This is a genomic window from Bradyrhizobium sp. ISRA442, assembly GCF_038085055.1.
In the GTDB taxonomy this organism is placed as follows: domain Bacteria; phylum Pseudomonadota; class Alphaproteobacteria; order Rhizobiales; family Xanthobacteraceae; genus Bradyrhizobium.
This window is the reverse complement of record NZ_JALGCN010000014.1, coordinates 141,656-157,793: the sequence shown is the minus strand read 5'-3', so window position 1 is coordinate 157,793 and position 16,138 is coordinate 141,656. Positions and strand designations below refer to the sequence as shown.

13 protein-coding genes and 1 pseudogene are annotated in these 16,138 nt (G+C 64.8%); 8 read left to right on the top strand and 6 right to left on the bottom strand.

Going from position 1 to position 16,138, the window contains the following annotated elements; all coding sequences use genetic code 11:
- The first annotated feature begins 131 nt into the window (after positions 1-131).
- The gene (locus MTR72_RS26795) at positions 132-1,628 is read left to right on the top strand and encodes a sensor domain-containing diguanylate cyclase (protein WP_280966779.1); all 1,497 of its coding nucleotides are present in this window, start codon (positions 132-134) and stop codon (positions 1,626-1,628) included.
- Positions 1,629-1,858: 230 nt separating this feature from the next.
- On the opposite strand, the gene MTR72_RS26790 is transcribed toward MTR72_RS26795, so the two are convergent.
- Positions 1,859-2,734: a UTP--glucose-1-phosphate uridylyltransferase gene (locus MTR72_RS26790; RefSeq protein ID WP_280966780.1), complete on the bottom strand. Its 876-nt coding sequence runs from the start codon at positions 2,732-2,734 to the stop codon at positions 1,859-1,861.
- Positions 2,735-2,954: 220 nt separating this feature from the next.
- On the opposite strand from MTR72_RS26790, the gene MTR72_RS26785 reads away from it, so the two are divergent.
- Positions 2,955-4,313, top strand: a complete 1,359-nt coding sequence (locus tag MTR72_RS26785) for a lytic murein transglycosylase (RefSeq protein WP_445819642.1) — start codon at positions 2,955-2,957, stop codon at positions 4,311-4,313.
- 171 nt (positions 4,314-4,484) lie between these two features.
- Positions 4,485-6,203 carry an SGNH/GDSL hydrolase family protein gene (locus tag MTR72_RS26780; RefSeq protein WP_280966782.1) on the top strand — a complete coding sequence of 573 codons (1,719 nt, stop codon included), beginning with the start codon at positions 4,485-4,487 and terminating at the stop codon, positions 6,201-6,203.
- A gap of 196 nt (positions 6,204-6,399) precedes the next feature.
- Here the strand turns inward: MTR72_RS26780 and MTR72_RS26775 are convergent, their stop codons facing one another.
- Together MTR72_RS26775 and MTR72_RS26770 are read right to left on the bottom strand one after the other, a co-directional pair.
- Positions 6,400-6,777, bottom strand: coding sequence for a CsbD family protein (locus tag MTR72_RS26775; RefSeq protein WP_280966783.1), 378 nt, complete (start codon positions 6,775-6,777; stop codon positions 6,400-6,402).
- A gap of 64 nt (positions 6,778-6,841) precedes the next feature.
- A pseudogene (locus MTR72_RS26770) lies at positions 6,842-7,577 on the bottom strand (SDR family NAD(P)-dependent oxidoreductase).
- Positions 7,578-7,678: 101 nt separating this feature from the next.
- On the opposite strand from MTR72_RS26770, the gene MTR72_RS26765 reads away from it, so the two are divergent.
- Both MTR72_RS26765 and MTR72_RS26760 read left to right on the top strand, forming a co-directional pair.
- On the top strand, positions 7,679-8,458 hold the full coding sequence (locus MTR72_RS26765) for an SDR family NAD(P)-dependent oxidoreductase (protein WP_280966785.1): 780 nt from the start codon (positions 7,679-7,681) through the stop codon (positions 8,456-8,458).
- A gap of 98 nt (positions 8,459-8,556) precedes the next feature.
- Positions 8,557-9,444: a TauD/TfdA dioxygenase family protein gene (locus MTR72_RS26760; RefSeq protein ID WP_280966786.1), complete on the top strand. Its 888-nt coding sequence runs from the start codon at positions 8,557-8,559 to the stop codon at positions 9,442-9,444.
- 194 nt (positions 9,445-9,638) lie between these two features.
- Here MTR72_RS26760 and MTR72_RS26755 read toward each other — a convergent pair whose 3' ends face one another.
- Positions 9,639-10,283 (bottom strand): YqgE/AlgH family protein, encoded by a 645-nt coding sequence (locus MTR72_RS26755; RefSeq protein ID WP_280966787.1) that lies wholly within the window; start codon positions 10,281-10,283, stop codon positions 9,639-9,641.
- A 140-nt stretch (positions 10,284-10,423) separates the two neighbouring features.
- On the opposite strand from MTR72_RS26755, the gene MTR72_RS26750 reads away from it, so the two are divergent.
- From MTR72_RS26750 to MTR72_RS26740, 3 genes are all read left to right on the top strand, one after another.
- Positions 10,424-11,266 carry a protein-disulfide reductase DsbD domain-containing protein gene (locus tag MTR72_RS26750; RefSeq protein ID WP_280966788.1) on the top strand — a complete coding sequence of 281 codons (843 nt, stop codon included), beginning with the start codon at positions 10,424-10,426 and terminating at the stop codon, positions 11,264-11,266.
- Positions 11,267-11,527: 261 nt separating this feature from the next.
- Positions 11,528-12,931, top strand: coding sequence for a flippase (locus tag MTR72_RS26745; RefSeq protein WP_280966789.1), 1,404 nt, complete (start codon positions 11,528-11,530; stop codon positions 12,929-12,931).
- A gap of 152 nt (positions 12,932-13,083) precedes the next feature.
- A complete protein-coding gene (locus tag MTR72_RS26740; RefSeq protein WP_280966790.1) occupies positions 13,084-13,908 on the top strand; it encodes a sulfite exporter TauE/SafE family protein in 825 nt (274 codons plus the stop codon).
- 207 nt (positions 13,909-14,115) lie between these two features.
- On the opposite strand, the gene MTR72_RS26735 is transcribed toward MTR72_RS26740, so the two are convergent.
- Positions 14,116-14,904, bottom strand: coding sequence for a 3-hydroxybutyrate dehydrogenase (locus MTR72_RS26735; protein ID WP_280966791.1), 789 nt, complete (start codon positions 14,902-14,904; stop codon positions 14,116-14,118).
- Positions 14,897-16,081 carry a DUF3734 domain-containing protein gene (locus MTR72_RS26730; protein ID WP_280966792.1) on the bottom strand — a complete coding sequence of 395 codons (1,185 nt, stop codon included), beginning with the start codon at positions 16,079-16,081 and terminating at the stop codon, positions 14,897-14,899. Before MTR72_RS26730 ends, MTR72_RS26735 begins: the two co-directional genes overlap by 8 nt.
- Between the last annotated feature and the right edge of the window lie 57 nt (positions 16,082-16,138).

Here is a 16,138-nt window from a genome sequence, read left to right as displayed (position 1 = left end):
CTGGTCCGAAGCTCTGCTTTGCGCAAAAGCGTGAGCTTCGGAAACCAATTCTTAACTCATTGCACCACCGCCGTCCCGACTTAAACACTACGCAATCATTCGGGCGCATCCACTAATGTCGGGAGCAAGCGATGCTGTCTGGATGGCGCGAAGCCATGGCCCGCCGGCCGTGGCGGATTTCGGCGAAGCTGCTGATCATCTCGTCGGTCGTGACGGTGATCGGCTTTTCCGCCATTTGCGTCAACGTCATGCTGGACATGCGGCGCGGCGAGGAGGCGCTCGCGCGCCAGACGCTGGAAAACCTGGCCACCACCATCGAGGCCGACATCAGCCGCAATATCGAGATCTATGACCTGTCGCTGAAGGCGGTCGCGAGCAGCATGCTGCTGCCCGAGATCGGGACCGTTTCGAAGCCGATCCGCCAGCTCATCCTGTTCGATCATGCCACTACGGCTAGGCACTTCGGCGCCATCCAGGTGTTCGATGCCGAAGGCAAGCTGACCATCGACGCCTCCACGCTCGATCCGCTGCCGGAGAGCCGCGGCGACGAGGACTATTTCAGGGTTCACCGCGACAATCCCGGCGCCGGACTGTTCATCAGCCGTCCGATGTTGTTCCGCGGCGCCTATTCGATCGTGCTGAGCCGACGCATCAGCGACACCGATGGCGGCTTCATGGGGGTCGTCGCCGGCTCGATCCGCTTCAGCTATTTCCACGAGCTGTTCGAGCGGTTGAACCTCGGGCCCGAGGACACCATCACCGTGCTCAAGCGCGACCGCACCATCATGATGCGGCGGCCGTTCGACCTCGACGTGATCGGCAAGAACCTGTCCGAGCGCCAGAACTGGAAGGCCGACAATCTGAAGGCCGGCGGCTCGTTCGCAGGACAGGGACCGATCGACGAAACGCCACGCCTCTACGTCCGCAGCAGCGGGGCCAGTCCGCTGTTCGTGGTGGCCGGCAAGCCGCTCTACGTGGTCTTTGCGCTGTGGCAGACGGAGGCCCTGCGCATCGGCGTCGTGGTGCTGGTGCTCGCACTTTTCATGCTGGGCTCGACGGTCGTGCTCGCCCGCGAGATCGGCCGGCGCGCCGAGGCCGAGCGCAAGCTCGAGGAGATGGCGACGACGGACGCGCTGACGGGCCTGCGCAACCGGCGCAAGTTCGATTCCGTCATCGACCAGGAATGGCGCCGCGCCATGCGCCAGCAGACGCCCGTCGCGCTTCTGATGATCGATGCCGATCACTTCAAGGCCTACAACGACACGTTCGGCCATCAGGCCGGAGACCAGGTGCTGATCGGCATCGCCATCTGCATTTCCGATTCGGTGCGTCGCGCCGGCGATTGCGCCGCGCGTTATGGCGGCGAGGAATTCGCCGTGCTGCTGCCGAACACCTCGGCGACCGACGCGTTCAAGATCGCCGAGATGATCCGCGCCAAGGTGCAAGGCTGGTCCGATGACCAGACGATGTCGACCGTGTCCTGCGGTGTTGCGAGCATCGTTCCCACTGCCGGCCTGGACTGGTCGATCCTGGTGAACGCCGCCGACAAGGCGCTCTACGCCGCCAAGGCCGGCGGCCGCAACCAGTCCGTGGTCGCGAGCCTGCCGAAGCTGTCGCTGGTGGCGTGAGTCTCCGGCGCAACGCAGTCATTTTGAGTGCGAAGCAATCCCCGCATCTTCGGTGTCGCCCCGGCGAAGGCCCATACCGGGGAGTCCATCGATTGCGCACGGTCGTCCTACCGAACAACGAGTCTTCGCCAAACTACTCCCTGTGGTTATGGGTCCCGACCTTCGCCGGGACGACGCCAGGAGAGATTGGCGAGTTGGATTCGAAATAACGCGTGGCGAGATACCTCCCGCTACTGCCCCAGATACTTCTTCATCTCCGCGATCAGGCCGTCGCGCAGGTCGGGGCGCTTCAGGCCGTAGGCGATGTTGGCGCGCAGGAAGCCGGCCTTGGAGCCGCAATCATGGCGCTCGCCCTCGAACTCGACGCCGTAGAACTTCTGCGACTTGGCGAGCCCGATCATGGCGTCGGTGAGCTGGATCTCGCCGCCGGCGCCGCGCTCCTGGGTCTCCAGGATCTTGAAGATCTCGGGCTGGAGAATGTAGCGGCCGGTGATCGACAGATTGGAGGGCGCAGTGCCCTTCGGCGGCTTCTCGACCATGCCGTCGACCTCGAACATCTTGCCGTTGCGCTTGCCGACGCCGCAGATGCCGTATTGATGGGTCAGATGATCCGGCACCGCCTCGACCGCGAGCAGGTTGGATTTTTCACCGAGCGTCGCTGCCGTGTCGATCATCTGCTTCAGGCAGCCGGGCGCATTGAGCACGAGTTCGTCGGGCAGCACGACCGCGAACGGCTCGTTGCCGACGATGTCGCGCGCGCACCAGACCGCATGGCCGAGGCCGAGCGGTGCCTGCTGGCGGGTGAAGCTGACGGCGCCCGCATCCGGCTGGTTCTGCGTCAGAATCTCCTGCTCGGCCTTCTTGCCGCGCGCGGCGAGCGTGGTGTCGAGCTCGAACATCCGGTCGAAATGATCTTCGATGACGTTCTTGTTGCGGCCGGTGACGAAAATGAAATGCTCGATGCCCGCTTCCTTGGCCTCGTCATAGACGTACTGGATCAGCGGCTTGTCGACGATGGTCAGCATCTCCTTGGGCATCGCCTTGGTGGCGGGCAGGACACGGGTGCCGAGGCCGGCGACCGGGAATACAGCTTTGCGGATTTTCATGGGATTGATCGAATACCTCGAGAGACGCGTGAGCAATGACGGCTTGCTAGACGGTTTGCAGCCGCTAACAAAGGCGGATGTAGGGCCCTTGCCCGGCGGATTTGATAACAAGGCCGCCTACAAAACTTCACCTTTGTTAAGATATTGGCAACCGTAACGAGGCCTCCTGAAGGCGGATTTTCGGCCGGACGGGTGGGACATGAGGCAATCAGTGGCAGGAATGGCGAAATTCGCGAGGCCTTTGACCGGCGCAACAATGCTCGGCGCCGCACTGCTGTTCCCGTTGCCCACACATGCGCAGGCCCAGAACGGCCTGTCGAATCTGTTCGGCGGCATTTTTTCCGGCTCGAACCCGGCGCCTTCGCAAGGAGCGCCCGGCGGTGCCCAGCCCTGGAGCGGCGAAGACGGTGCCTCCGGCCATCCGCTGATGACGGCGGCGGCAATCCGCGAGGCGGCGGGCAATTTCAACAATTGCGTTGCCGGGATGTGGCCCGATGCCGCACGGCGCGGCATCACGCAGGAGAATTTCCAGCGCTTCACCGCGGGCCTGTCGCCCGACCTGCGCATCATGGATCTCCTGGATTCACAGCCGGAGTTCACCAAGTCGATCTGGGATTATCTCGACATCCTCGTGAGCGACAACCGCCTGGCCAGGGGCCGCGAGATCCTCACCAAGTACAAGGCGCAGTTCGACGCCACCGAAAAGGCCTATGGCGTCGACCGCTACATCGTCGCCTCGATCTGGGGCATCGAATCCAACTACTCGACGCAGATGGGCGACCGCAGCGTGCTGCAATCGACGGCGACGCTTGCCTGCATCGGCCGCCGCCAGGCCTATTTCAAGGATGAATTCCTCTCCGCGCTGGAGATCCTCAACCGCGGCGATCTCAGTCCGGAGCAGATGCGTGGCTCCTGGGCCGGCGCGTTCGGCCCGACGCAGTTCATGCCGACCGCGTTCAAGCGCTATGCCGTCGATGCCGATGGCGACGGACGGCGCGACGTGGTCGACGATCCCTCGGACCTGATCGCCTCCACCGCCAACAATCTGAAGAAGGACGGCTGGCAGGCCGGCCAGACCTGGGGCTTCGAGGTCGTCGTGCCCAGGGACTTCAACTACATGCTGGCCGATCGCGCCAAGGCGATGACGATCGCGCAGTGGGAGAAGCTCGGGATCACCCGTCCGACCCGGCAGCCGTTCCCGCATCCGGCCGAGAAGGCCTATCTGCTGGCGCCCGCCGGCGCCGAGGGGCCGGGCTTCCTGATGCTGCAGAACTACCGGGTCATCATGAAATACAATCCGGCCGAGGCCTACGCGTTGGCGATCGGCCATTTCGCCGACCGCCTGCGCGGCGGCCAGCCCTTCACCCAGTCCTGGCCGCGGCAGGAACGGGAACTGTCCCGCGCCGAACGGCTCGAGCTGCAGCAGCTTCTCGCCCAGCGTGGCTTCTACAAGGGCACCCCGGACGGCCAGTTCGGCGGCCAGACCCGGGAGGCGCTGCGCAACTTCCAGGCCTCGATCGGGGCGCCTGCGGACGGATTTGCCTCCTCCGACATGCTGGAACGGCTGCGGGGACGCTGAAACCGAGGCGAAAGTAACCCTGAACGGGAATTTTGACGGCCGGCCTTGACGGGGACGGCCGATCCCCGTGTATGGCCCAAAGAATCTGCAAGAGAATCTGCCCGTTTGCGGCCCGATTCCGTTATTATATTCGAGCCTATTCCAACAGCCGTTGCTGCGGCCCGAGATCGCATGTCGAAGCCAAAGTCCCTGTTCAAGGCGCTGACCGAGACCGGCCCGTTGATCGCGCTGGGGACGGCGCTTGCGATCCTGGTCTCGGTTGCAGGACCCGCCTCGGCGCAGTTCTTCAACTTCCCAGGTTTCGGCGGCTTCGGCGGCGGCCCTCCGCAGCGCTCGGCCCCGCCACCGCGCCATGGCGGCGGCTGGTTCGGCGGCGACTTCTTCGCGCCGTTCCAGCAGCCACAGCAGCAACAGCAGGCACCGCGTCAGGATTTTTCGCGCGCCCCCGCGCCGGCCAAGCGCGACACGACGCCAGAGAAGAACGTGCTGGTGATCGGCGATGCCATGGCGGACTGGCTCGCCTATGGCCTCGAAGACGCCTACACCGAACAGCCCGACATGGGCGTTATCCGCAAGCACAAGACCACGTCCGGCCTGATCAAGTATCAGCCGCGCGGCGAGCCCTCCGACTGGGCAGCCGCGGCCAAAGGCATTCTCGAGACCGAAAAGCCCGACGTCATCGTCGTGATGCTCGGCCTCAACGACCGCATCCAGATCCGCGAGCCTGCATCCGACAAAACGGAGAAGGCATCGGACAAGAAGAACGACAAGGGCGCACGCGTCAAGGGAAAGCCCGGCGAGACCAAACCGAGCGGCCCCGACACCGCCGCCAAGCCGGAGGACAAGCCGGCCGACAGTGACCTGCCGCAAGACGACGCCGATAGCGCCGATGCGCCGCAAACCCCGGCACCTGAGAAGGCCGCGCGCTCGCCCAACGGCGTCTATGAATTCCGCGACGACCGCTGGGTCGAACTCTACAGCAAGAAGATCGAGGAGCTGGCCGCCGTCCTCAAAGCCAAGGGCGTGCCGGTGCTCTGGGTCGGCCTGCCAGCGATCCGCGGCCAGAAGGGAACGGCGGACATGCTGTTCCTGGATTCGCTCTATCGCGAGGGCGCGGGCAAGGCCGGCATCACCTATGTCGACGTCTGGGACGGTTTTGTCGACGAAGCCGGCCGCTTCCTGCAGAAGGGCCCCGACTTCGAAGGCCAGATCCGTCAGCTCCGCAGCTATGACGGCGTCTATTTCACCAAGGCCGGCGCACGCAAGCTCGCGCACTATGTCGAGCGCGAGATCACGCGCCTGCTCGCAGGACGTTCCGGTCCGATTGCGTTGCCGAGCGAGCCGGCGACTCCCGACACCAGCGCCGAGCCCGGCAAACCTGCGCCGCGGCCACTGGCGGGCCCGATCGTGCCGCTGGTTGCCGCCTCGATCTCGACCGATCAATTGCTGGGCGGGCCGGGCTCGCGTCCCGCCGCCGTCGATGCGCTCGCTGCGAGGACGCTGGTGAAGGGCGAACCGCTGACGGCGCCTGCGGGCCGTGCCGACGACTATTCCTGGCCGCGCCGCGAAGTTGGCCGCGAGCAGGCCAAGGGCGATACCCCGATGGCGACGACGACACCTGGGGGCAGCGGCGCCACGCCCGGTTCCTCGGGCTCGCCGGGCGCAGCCGCGGCGATCGCGCCGCCGAAGCCCGCGCCGAAGAAGCCTCCGGCACCACCGCAGCAACAGCAGCAGCCGGCGCAGGCAACGCCCTCATTCCGCGATTTCTTCGGCTTCGGGTCTCCGTCACCGCCCCGTCAGTTCACGCCCGCACCGCGCAATCCGAATCTGAACCCGGCGATCCCGCGTCCGCCGGCGAACGTGGGACGAGCGGCGGAAGTGATCCGGTGATTTTTCGCTGAGACCTGTCCCGGACGCGGCGCAGCGCCATCAGCGCGTTTGCGCGCGTCTTCAACACGCTATGGGTGATGCGCCGCAGAGCCGGACCCAGTTTCGTGCGACATCAACAAAGGAATGGGCTCGGCTCAGCAGCGCCGCGTTTCACGCCGCACTGCGTCCGGGGCACGAGACACGACGTGATGGGCTCTCAGCCGTAGTAGCGCCAGCGCGACGGCGGCGGGCGGCGCGCAGGACGCGAGATCAGCAAGGCGAGCGCAAAGCCGATGCCGCCGGCGATCAAGAGCGCGCCGAGCGGATTGTCCTGCACCCTCTTGGCGATGGCCTGCGTGCCGTCGCGGAACGTGTCGCCGCTCGCCTCATAGGCATCTTTTGCGTAGCTGGTGGCGGTGTTCGCTGCTTCGCGCGCCGTGTCCTTTGCCTGGCCGTACAGGTTCTGCACCGTGCCGGCAGCCTCGCGTGCCCGGCCTGACGCTTGCGTCTTTGCATCTCCCGCCATCTCACCCACGGTACCTTCCACGCCGCCCGCCATTTCCTTGGCCGATCCGATAATCCGATCCGGGTCCATGATATTCCTCCTCGGTGATCCGCCGAAGTAACCGATCAGGCTGAGCGCGGTTCCTTGTATTCGCCTACAGAATGAGCCCGCCATCGACGACGATGGTCTGGCCGACGACGTAGGATGACAAGGGCGATGCCAGAAACAGCGCCGCACCTGCCATATCGGCCGGCGTGCCCAATCGGCGCAGCGGAATGCGCCAGCGCGCCTTCGAGCCGCTTGGGATTGTCGGTCGTCACCTTCGTCATCTTGGTGTCGACCAGTCCGGGTGCGATGCCGTTGACGCGGATACCATCCTCGGCCCAGGCCTCGCCCAGCGTCCGCGTCAATCCGACCGCGCCGGTCTTCGACGCGTTGTAGGCGGGATTGCCCATGGTGGAGTGATAGGCTGCGGTCGACGAGACGATGATCAGCGATCCCTTGGCTTCCCGCAGCATGGAATGAAATCGGCTCGCGCAGGCCATCAGGCTCATCAGGTTGACCTCGACGACCTTGCGAAAGCCCGCCATCTCGAATTCGCCGCGGCGGTAGAGCACCGCGCCCTGCGCGAGCACGAGCACGTCGAGCCGCTCGAAGGACGGCTTGAAGGTCTCGATCGCACCGGCACTACTGACATCGAGCTGCGCGTAAGCGAGACCCGTGAGGTCGGAGCCTTCCTCCGCCGAATAATCCGTGGCGTGGGTGCGGGTGCCGCAAACCGCGACATGCGCACCCCTGGCGCGAAAGGCCTGCGCGATTCCGTTGCCGATGCCGCTGGAACCGCCGACGACCAGCACCTGCTTGCCTGTAAAATCGAGCTCGTTCGTCATCGCGCCGCTCTCCCTTTGCTTTTGCTTGTTTGACCTGTCTGCGGATCGATGCAAGCCTTGTCAATCTCGCAACAAGAAGCAAGCAGGTCCGAGGAAACAGCATGTCCGACTTCAAGCAGCTCAGCCGGTCCGTGAACGGCCTGAGCGTTCTCGTCACCGGTGCCGCGAGCGGCATGGGGCGCGCGACGGCGCGCGTGTTCGCCGCCGAAGGCGCGAACGTCGCCGTCACCGACTTTGACGAGCAAGGCGCGCAGGCGGTTGCGACGGAGATCGTCGCGAGCGGCGGCGCGGCGCGGGCCTGGAAGCTCGACGTGGCCAATGCCGGTGAGATCAAGCGTGTGGTCGGCGATGTCGCGGCGCATTTCGGCGGGCTCGACATCATCGTCAACAATGCCGGCATCTCCGTGCGCGTCGCGATCGACGATGAAGTTTACGAGGACGCTTGGGCCAAGGGCATCGCCGTGATGCTGACGGCGCATCCGCGCATCATCCGCGCGGCGCTTCCACATTTGCGCAAATCGAAGAGCCCGCGCATCGTCAACATCGCCTCCACCGAGGCGCTCGGCGCCACCGCACTGCACAGCCCCTATTCGGCGGCGAAGGGCGGGGTGGCGAGCCTCACCCGCTCGCTCGCGGTGGAGCTCGGCCGCGAAGGCATCACCGTCAACTGCATCTGCCCGGGCCCGATCCGTACCGCGATCACCGATCGCATCCCGGAGGAGCACAAGACCATCTATGCCAAGCGCCGCACCGCACTCGGCCGCTACGGCGATCCCGAGGAAGTCGCGCACATGACGCTGAGCCTGTGCCTGCCGGCCGCATCGTTCCTGACCGGCGCAGTGATCCCGGTCGACGGCGGCCTGATGGCGCGCAACGCGTAAGAGCCATGCAGGCCTGGCGTTGACATCGGCGGGTGCGTGAGTAGCCTTTTTCGATAGCAGAGCGGGACCAACCGCTCGCGGTCCGCGGGAGAAACGCCATGACGATCGCCATCCGGCAGCTTCAAAAGCATTTTGTCGGCGAGGTTTCGGGCCTCGACCTGCGTCAGCCACTTAACCCGGAGCAGGCGCGCGAGATCGAGGCCGCGATGGACAAGTACGCCGTGCTCGTCTTCCACGACCAGGACATCACCGACGAGCAGCAGATGGCGTTTGCGCTGAATTTCGGCCAGCGCGAGGACGCGCGCGGCGGCACCGTGACCAAGGAAAAGGACTACCGGCTCAACTCGGGCCTGAACGACGTCAGCAATCTCGGCAAGGACGGCAAGCCGTTGGCGAAGGACAGCCGCACGCACCTGTTCAATCTCGGCAACTGCCTCTGGCACTCCGACAGCTCGTTCCGCCCGATCCCGGCAAAATTCTCGCTGCTGTCGGCGCGCGTGGTGAACCCGAAGGGCGGCAACACCGAATTCGCGGACATGCGGGCGGCCTATGACGCGCTCGACGACGAGACCAAGGCGGAGATCGAGGATCTCGTCTGCGAGCACTCGCTGATGTATTCGCGCGGCTCGCTCGGCTTCACCGAATACAGCGACGAGGAGAAGCAAATGTTCAAGCCGGTGCTGCAGCGGCTGGTGCGCACGCATCCCGTCCATCGCCGCAAGTCGCTCTATCTCTCATCGCATGCCGGCAAGGTCGCGGGCATGAGCGTGCCCGAAGGCCGGCTGCTGCTGCGCGACCTCAATGAGCACGCGACGCAAGCAGAGTTCGTCTACGTCCACAAATGGAAGCTGCATGATCTCGTGATGTGGGACAATCGCCAGACCATGCACCGCGTCCGCCGCTACGACCAGTCGCAGCCCCGCGACATGCGCCGCGCAACGGTGGCCGGCACCGAGCCGACGGTGCAACAGCAGGCGGCGGAGTAGGGTTCAGTCAGCAGACGTGGTGATCGCCCGGCTTGACCGGGCGATCCAGTATTCCAGAGACAGTCGTCGTCAAACAGCCGCGGCGTACTGGATGCCCCGGTCCCGGCTTCGCCAAGGCTACGCCGGGCCACAAGGGTGCTCGGCCGCCGAAGCTTCAGCGAAGGCGGCAAGCCGGGGCATGACAGCTCGCGCTTTTACGCGTGCCCCGCCTCGTTCGAGAGCATGCCGGGATCGATGCCGATCTTGCGCAGGGCGCGCGCATATTTGTCGTCGACGTCGTCGCCGAAGATCAGATCCGTATCGGCATCGCAGTGCAGCCAGCCGTTGCTCTGGATCTCGGTCTCGAGCTGGCCGGGCGCCCAGCCGGCATAGCCAAGCGCGAGGATGGCGTGCTTCGGCCCGGAGCCGTTGGCGATCGCTCGCAATATGTCCACGGTTGCGGTGAGGCAAACGCCGTCGTCGATCCTGAGCGTCGCGTTCTCGATAAAGAAGTCGCTGGAATGCAGCACGAAGCCGCGCCCGGTGTCGACCGGGCCGCCGCGCAGCACTTTCATGCTTTCGGCATTCTCCGGCAACTTGATCTGCTCGCCCTTCTTGATGATGCCGAGCTGCACCAGAAGTTCGGGGAAATCGATGCTGCCGGCAGGATGATTGACGATGATGCCCATCGCGCCTTCCGCCGAATGGGCGCAGAGATAGATCACCGAGCGTTCGAAGCGGGGATCGCCCATGACGGGCATCGCGATCAGAAGGCGGCCGTCGAGATAGCCGGCCGAATTATGCGGCGCGGAGCCCGCAGTCTGGGTGCTCTCGCCAGTCCTTTTGCCTTCAGGAGCCATGGGAAGCACTCCGGTTTCAATTCCTATCCTGATGTCGGGCCCGGCGGCTGTCAAATCAAGGCTTGAAGAGACCCGATTCAAGTGCATCCATCACAAGCAATTCAATGGTTTGCCCCGGGGTGACCCTGTAAAGACGTGCTATGCTCACAAGAGTTCCCATGCGTGCGGCGATTGGCGTCGCAACAACCCTGCTTGCGTCGTCGCTGGCGTTTGCGGCCCACGCCGACGACGCTTCGCCTTGGCAGCGCGACGCACATTCCGCGGTGCGGCTGCTGGCGGGATCGCGCAGCGGCTCGGTCCTGCTCGGCGGCATTGCTTTTCAGATCCAGCCGGGATGGAAGACCTACTGGCGCACGCCCGGCGATTCCGGTGTTCCGCCGCGGTTCGACTTCTCGAAGTCGGACAATGTCGAGGCGGTGACGGTCATGTGGCCGGCGCCGCAGAAATTCGACGACGGTGCCGGCGGCCATTCGATCGGCTACCACGACCAGGTCGTGCTGCCCCTGCGCATCGTGGCCAAGGCGGCCGACAAGCCGGTGACGCTGCGCGCCGAGATCAATTACGCGGTGTGCGAGAAGCTCTGCATTCCCGTCGAGGCCAGCGCCGAGCTCGGTTTCAACAGCGTCGCCTCGACCGAGGACGCCAATCTGCGTGCAGCGTTGGACACGGTACCCAAGCCCGGCAATATCGGCGATCCCAATCCGCTCACCATCCGCGACGTCAAGCGCGACGGCGCCACCAAGGTGATCGTCGACGTGGTCGCGCCGGCGGATGCGCGCAACGTCAACCTGTTCGTGGAAGGACCGACGCCCGACTGGGCGCTGCCGATTCCGGCCCTGGTCGAGCACAGCCCCTCCGGCGTCAAGCGCTTTTCTTTCGAACTCGATGGACTGCCTCCAGGCGCCAAGGCTGATGGCGCCGCGCTGAAGTTCACGCTGGTCGGGCCGGAGAAGTCGTACGAGTTCAACGTCAATCTGCAGTAAGATCGTCCTGGACAAGCGAGCGCTTGGCAACGCGCAGCGTTGTCCAATAGCGAGCGCTGATCCAGGACCCATGACCACCGGCGGCGGTTTGGCGGCGCGGCGTCTATTATCTCGTTCAAACGACATCTCCCCGGGGTAATGGTCCTGGCTTTCGCCAGGACGACGTTGGGGCTGCAGCATGCCCGCACCCAACCGAATCTTAACGAATGGTTGCTAGGTCGAAGGCTGCTGCAGCATGCGGCTCGCCCAGGGATTTTCGACGTGGCCGTGACGGACACCCAACCCGCAACGACCGGACCGGCCGGCCTGATCGCGCGGCTGCGCGGCAAACTGGTGGGCGGCTCGAGCGAAGCGTCGCTGACGCGGCGGCTTGCAGGCACCATCTTCGTCATCCGCGTGATCAGCGCGGGCCTCGCCTATTTCTCGCAGGTGCTGCTCGCGCGCTGGATGGGCACATCCGACTACGGCATCTACGTCTACGTCTGGACCTGGGTCCTGCTGCTCGGCAGCATGATGGATTTCGGCATCTCGGCCTCCGCGCAGAAGATCATTCCGGAGTATCGTACCAGCGGCGAGCATGCGCTGCTGCGCGGCTTTCTCTCCGGCGGCCGCTGGCTGACCTTCGCCGTCTCCACGCTGGCCTCGCTCGGACTTGCCGGTATCGTAAAACTGCTTTCGCCGTGGATCGATCCCGCCGAGGAGCTTCCGCTCTACATCGGCTGCATGACGCTGCCTGCCTTCGTCGTTGCCAATACCCAGGATGGCATCGCCCGCTCGCACGACTGGATGCAGCTCGGCCTGATGCCGCAATTCATCATCCGCCAGGCGCTCGTCATCGGCATCACGGCCTGCGCCTTCCTGCTCGGCTATCATCTGGGCGCCGTTGCCGCCATGGTCGCGAGCGCCGGCGCTGTGTGGATCGCGATGACAGGCCAGATGGTGGCGCTGAACCGCAAGCTCGCCGACCACGTCGAGCCCGGCCCCAAGGCCTATGACGTCACCGGCTGGCTCGCCGTCTCGCTGCCGATCCTGCTGGTCGAGAGTTTCTACCTGCTGCTCTCCTACACCGACGTGCTGGTCCTTCAGCAGTTCCGTCCCTCCAACGAAGTCGGCGTCTATTTCGCGGTGGTGAAGACGCTGGCGCTGGTCTCCTTCATTCACTATGCGATGTCGGCGACGACGGCGCATCGCTTCGCCGAATACAACGCACTCGGCGACAAGGCGCGCCTGTCGGCTTACGTCGCGCACGCCATCAATTGGACTTTCTGGCCTTCGCTGGCGGCGACCATCGTGCTGCTCGCGCTCGGCAGGCCGCTGCTCTGGCTGTTCGGCCGGCAATTCGTGGGCGGCTACGACATCATGTTCGTCGCCGCGATCGGGCTCGTGGTGCGCGCCGCGATCGGCCCGGTCGAGCGTCTGCTCAACATGCTCGGCCAGCAGAGGATCTGTGCGCTAGCCTATGCGCTGGCCTTCGTGATGAACTTGGTGCTCTGCGTGACCCTGGTGCCGCGCTTCGGCGGCCATGGCGCCGCGGCCGCGACCTCGATCTCGCTCACCTTCGAGACGGTGCTGCTGTTCTGGATCGTCAGGCAGCGGCTGGGGCTGCATGTGCTGGCGTTCGGCAAACAGGCTGTGGGGGCTGCCCTGCCCCATAGGGAACAGTGATTTCGCCGGACGCACGCGAACAGGGCAAAATGGCTGCCCATCTCCGACCCGCAGCATGATTTTTCTTATTTGATCCAAGCGGTTGCGCCGCAGGGAAAGTTTATTCTACGTCATATTGCCCAAATGACGAGATAAACCTAAGATTCCCTCGCATGATCGATCCACTCTACGTCGCGTCCGGATTCGGTGTCGGCCTGCTTGTCGGCATGACCGGCGTGGGGGGCGGCTCGCTGATGACGCCGCTCCTGATCCTGTTGTTCGGCGTCCATCCATCGACCGCGGTCGGGACCGATCTGCTCTATGCCGCCGGCACCAAGACAGGCGGCAGCGTGGTGCATGGCTGGTCGCGCAGCGTGCATTGGCCGGCGGTGCTGCGGCTCGCCAGCGGCAGCATTCCAGCGAGCGCGCTGACGCTGTTCGTGCTGTGGGAGCTCGATCTCAAGAGCGATGCCGAGCGCAATCTGGTCAATCTGGTGCTGTGCTTTGCGCTGATGCTGACCGCGATTTCACTGATCTTCCGCAAGTCGATCATGGAGCGTTATCGCCGGCGCCTGGAACGGCTCGATGACCGCGCCACGGCGATTGCGACTGTCGTCACCGGCGTCGTGCTCGGCGTGCTCGTGTCGATTTCCTCGGTCGGGGCCGGCGCGGTCGGGGTGACCGTGCTGCTGCTGCTCTACCCGCGCCTACCGATGGCGACCATCGTCGGCTCCGACATCGCGCATGCGGTGCCGCTGACGCTGGTGGCCGGCACCGGGCACTGGATCCTCGGCTCGGTCGACTGGCACCTGATGGGCGTGCTGCTGATGGGCTCGCTGCCCGGCATCATCGTCGGCAGCTACAGCGCGACCCGCATGCCGGAAACGGTGCTGCGCCTCGCACTGGCCTGCGTACTCGTCGTGGTCGCCAGCAAGATCATGTTCACGGAACTGAACCTGTCATCCGCCATCGTGACGGCTCTGGCCTGGAGCCATTAAACGAACGGCGCGCCTCACTCTCACTGTCATCGCCCGCGCAGGCGGGCGATGACAGTATTCCAGAGACAGCACGAGGACACGGAGAAGCCGCGGCGTACTGGATGCATCGGTCCCGGCTCCGCCAAGGCTACGCCGGGCCACGAGGGTGCTCGGCCGCCGAAGCTTTGGCGAAGGCGGCGAGCCGGGGCATGACGAGGAGCCAGTCCGTTACTCCGCCGTCCAGCCGCCGTCGATCGAGAGGTTGGTGCCGGTAATCTGCGCGGCATCGTCGCTGCACAGGAACAGCGCCAGCGCCGCGACCTGCTCGGAGGTGACGAATTCCTTGGTCGGCTGCGCGTCGAGCAGCACATCGTTGATGACCTGCTCGCGCGTGAGATTGCGCGCCTTCATCGTGTCGGGGATCTGCTTCTCCACCAGCGGTGTCCAGACATAGCCCGGGCTGATGCAGTTGCAGGTGATCTTGTTCGTCGCAACCTCCAGCGCCACTGTCTTGGTCAGGCCGGCGATGCCGTGCTTGGCCGACACGTAAGCCGACTTGAAGGGCGAGGCGACCAGCGAGTGCGCCGACGCCGTGTTGATGATGCGGCCCCAGCCGCGCTTCTTCATGCCTGGCACCGCGGCGCGGATGGCATGGAAGGCCGAAGACAGGTTGATCGCGATGATCTGGTCCCACTTCTCGATCGGGAATTCCTCGATCGGCGAGACGAACTGGATGCCGGCATTGTTGACGAGGATGTCGACCGAGCCGAATGTCTTTTCGCCGAGCGCTATCATCTCCGCGATCTCTGCCGGCTTGCTCATATCGGCGGGCGAATAGATCGCCTTCACCTTGAAGTCGGACTCGATCTTCGCGCGCTCTTTCTCGATGTCTTCGGGCGAGCCGAAGCCGTTGATGACGACGTTGGCGCCGGCGCTGGCGAAGGCGCGTGCATAAGCGAGCCCGATGCCGCTGGTTGATCCGGTCACGACGGCGTTCTTGCCTGACAGACTACCCATTTTGTTCGCTCCTTTTGGCCGGGGGCGCGGAGACGTCCCCTGTGAGATCGTAGGTCACCATGGTCTCGCCGGACTGCGGCCGCTCGAGCCAATCCTTGTGGCGCATCGACAGATGGACGTCGCGCACCCCGGCTTCCCAATGCTCGACCATGGCGACGTGCGAGAAGTCGTAATCCTTGGATGAGGATTCGTAGTTCTTGCTGCGATAGATCAGGTGCACGACGGTCACGGTGCTTTCGCACGCCGCCTTGGAAAGGAATTCGACGGACGGATCGTTCTTCAGATAGTCCGGCAGCTTGCCGATCAGGTCGCGCACGGCCCGGCGGGCATTGTGGAGCTGCTTGTTCTTGTCGGTGTTCATCCGCGTCCGGCTGGAATAGCGGATGTCCTTCTCGCGCTCGGCTGCCTCGAGCAGCGAGGTCGGCAAATCCCCGCGCGCGCTGAACAGGTCGACCTGGAAGATCAGCATGTCGCGCTGGGATTCGGCATCGAGCACGTAGTCGAGCGGCGTGTTGGAGGCGATGCCGCCGTCCCAATAATGCTCGCCATCGATCATGACGGAGGGAAAGCCCGGTGGCAGCGCGCCGGAGGCCATGATGTGCTCGGGGCCGATCTTCTTGCCGAGCTTCTTGAACTCGTAATTGTCGAAATATTTGAAGTTGCCCGAGGTGACGCCGACCGCGCCGACCGACAGGCGCGTCTTCAGGTCGTTGATGCGGTCGAAATCGACCAGCCGTTCCAGCGTCTTCTTCAGCGGCGCGGTGTCGTAATAGCTCTCCGCTTCGGGATGGCCCGGCGGCCAGAGCGGCGCGGGCGGGACGCGCGGGACGAAGAAGCCGGGCACGCCGAAGGTCGCGATCAGTGCGGCGCTGGTGGAGTTGAACAGTTCGCGGCTGTGATCGCTCTTGCCGATCGGCTTCCAGGGCACCGGCGCCGAGACCATCTCCCAGAATTCCTTCAGCCGCTTGACGCGGGTGAGGCCCTCATTGCCGGCGATGATGGCCGCGTTGATGGCGCCGATCGAGATGCCGGCAACCCATTCCGGCTCGAAGCCGTAGCCGCACAGCGCCTGATAGGAACCGGCCTGATAGGAGCCGAGCGCGCCACCGCCCTGCAAGACCAGGACACGTTGCGCATTTGCGGGGACACTGGCGACTTCCGGGCTATGATCGGTCATGCGGGAACAATAGCAAAAGGCGAGCCACCGTGGCGACAGTCCGCCGCGGCGTCAATG

Excerpts from the sequence above, each read along its gene's own strand:
- MTR72_RS26785 (WP_445819642.1), top strand. The coding sequence starts at position 2,955 with ATGGCGAAATTCGCGAGGCCTTTGACCGGCGCAACAATGCTCGGCGCC.
- MTR72_RS26760 (WP_280966786.1), top strand. The coding sequence starts at position 8,557 with ATGACGATCGCCATCCGGCAGCTTCAAAAGCATTTTGTCGGCGAGGTT.
- MTR72_RS26795 (WP_280966779.1), top strand. The coding sequence starts at position 132 with ATGCTGTCTGGATGGCGCGAAGCCATGGCCCGCCGGCCGTGGCGGATT.
- MTR72_RS26750 (WP_280966788.1), top strand. The coding sequence starts at position 10,424 with ATGCTCACAAGAGTTCCCATGCGTGCGGCGATTGGCGTCGCAACAACC.
- MTR72_RS26730 (WP_280966792.1), bottom strand. The coding sequence starts at position 16,081 with ATGACCGATCATAGCCCGGAAGTCGCCAGTGTCCCCGCAAATGCGCAA.
- MTR72_RS26740 (WP_280966790.1), top strand. The coding sequence starts at position 13,084 with ATGATCGATCCACTCTACGTCGCGTCCGGATTCGGTGTCGGCCTGCTT.
- MTR72_RS26790 (WP_280966780.1), bottom strand. The coding sequence starts at position 2,734 with ATGAAAATCCGCAAAGCTGTATTCCCGGTCGCCGGCCTCGGCACCCGT.
- MTR72_RS26735 (WP_280966791.1), bottom strand. The coding sequence starts at position 14,904 with ATGGGTAGTCTGTCAGGCAAGAACGCCGTCGTGACCGGATCAACCAGC.
- MTR72_RS26765 (WP_280966785.1), top strand. The coding sequence starts at position 7,679 with ATGTCCGACTTCAAGCAGCTCAGCCGGTCCGTGAACGGCCTGAGCGTT.
- MTR72_RS26780 (WP_280966782.1), top strand. The coding sequence starts at position 4,485 with ATGTCGAAGCCAAAGTCCCTGTTCAAGGCGCTGACCGAGACCGGCCCG.
- MTR72_RS26775 (WP_280966783.1), bottom strand. The coding sequence starts at position 6,777 with ATGGACCCGGATCGGATTATCGGATCGGCCAAGGAAATGGCGGGCGGC.
- MTR72_RS26755 (WP_280966787.1), bottom strand. The coding sequence starts at position 10,283 with ATGGCTCCTGAAGGCAAAAGGACTGGCGAGAGCACCCAGACTGCGGGC.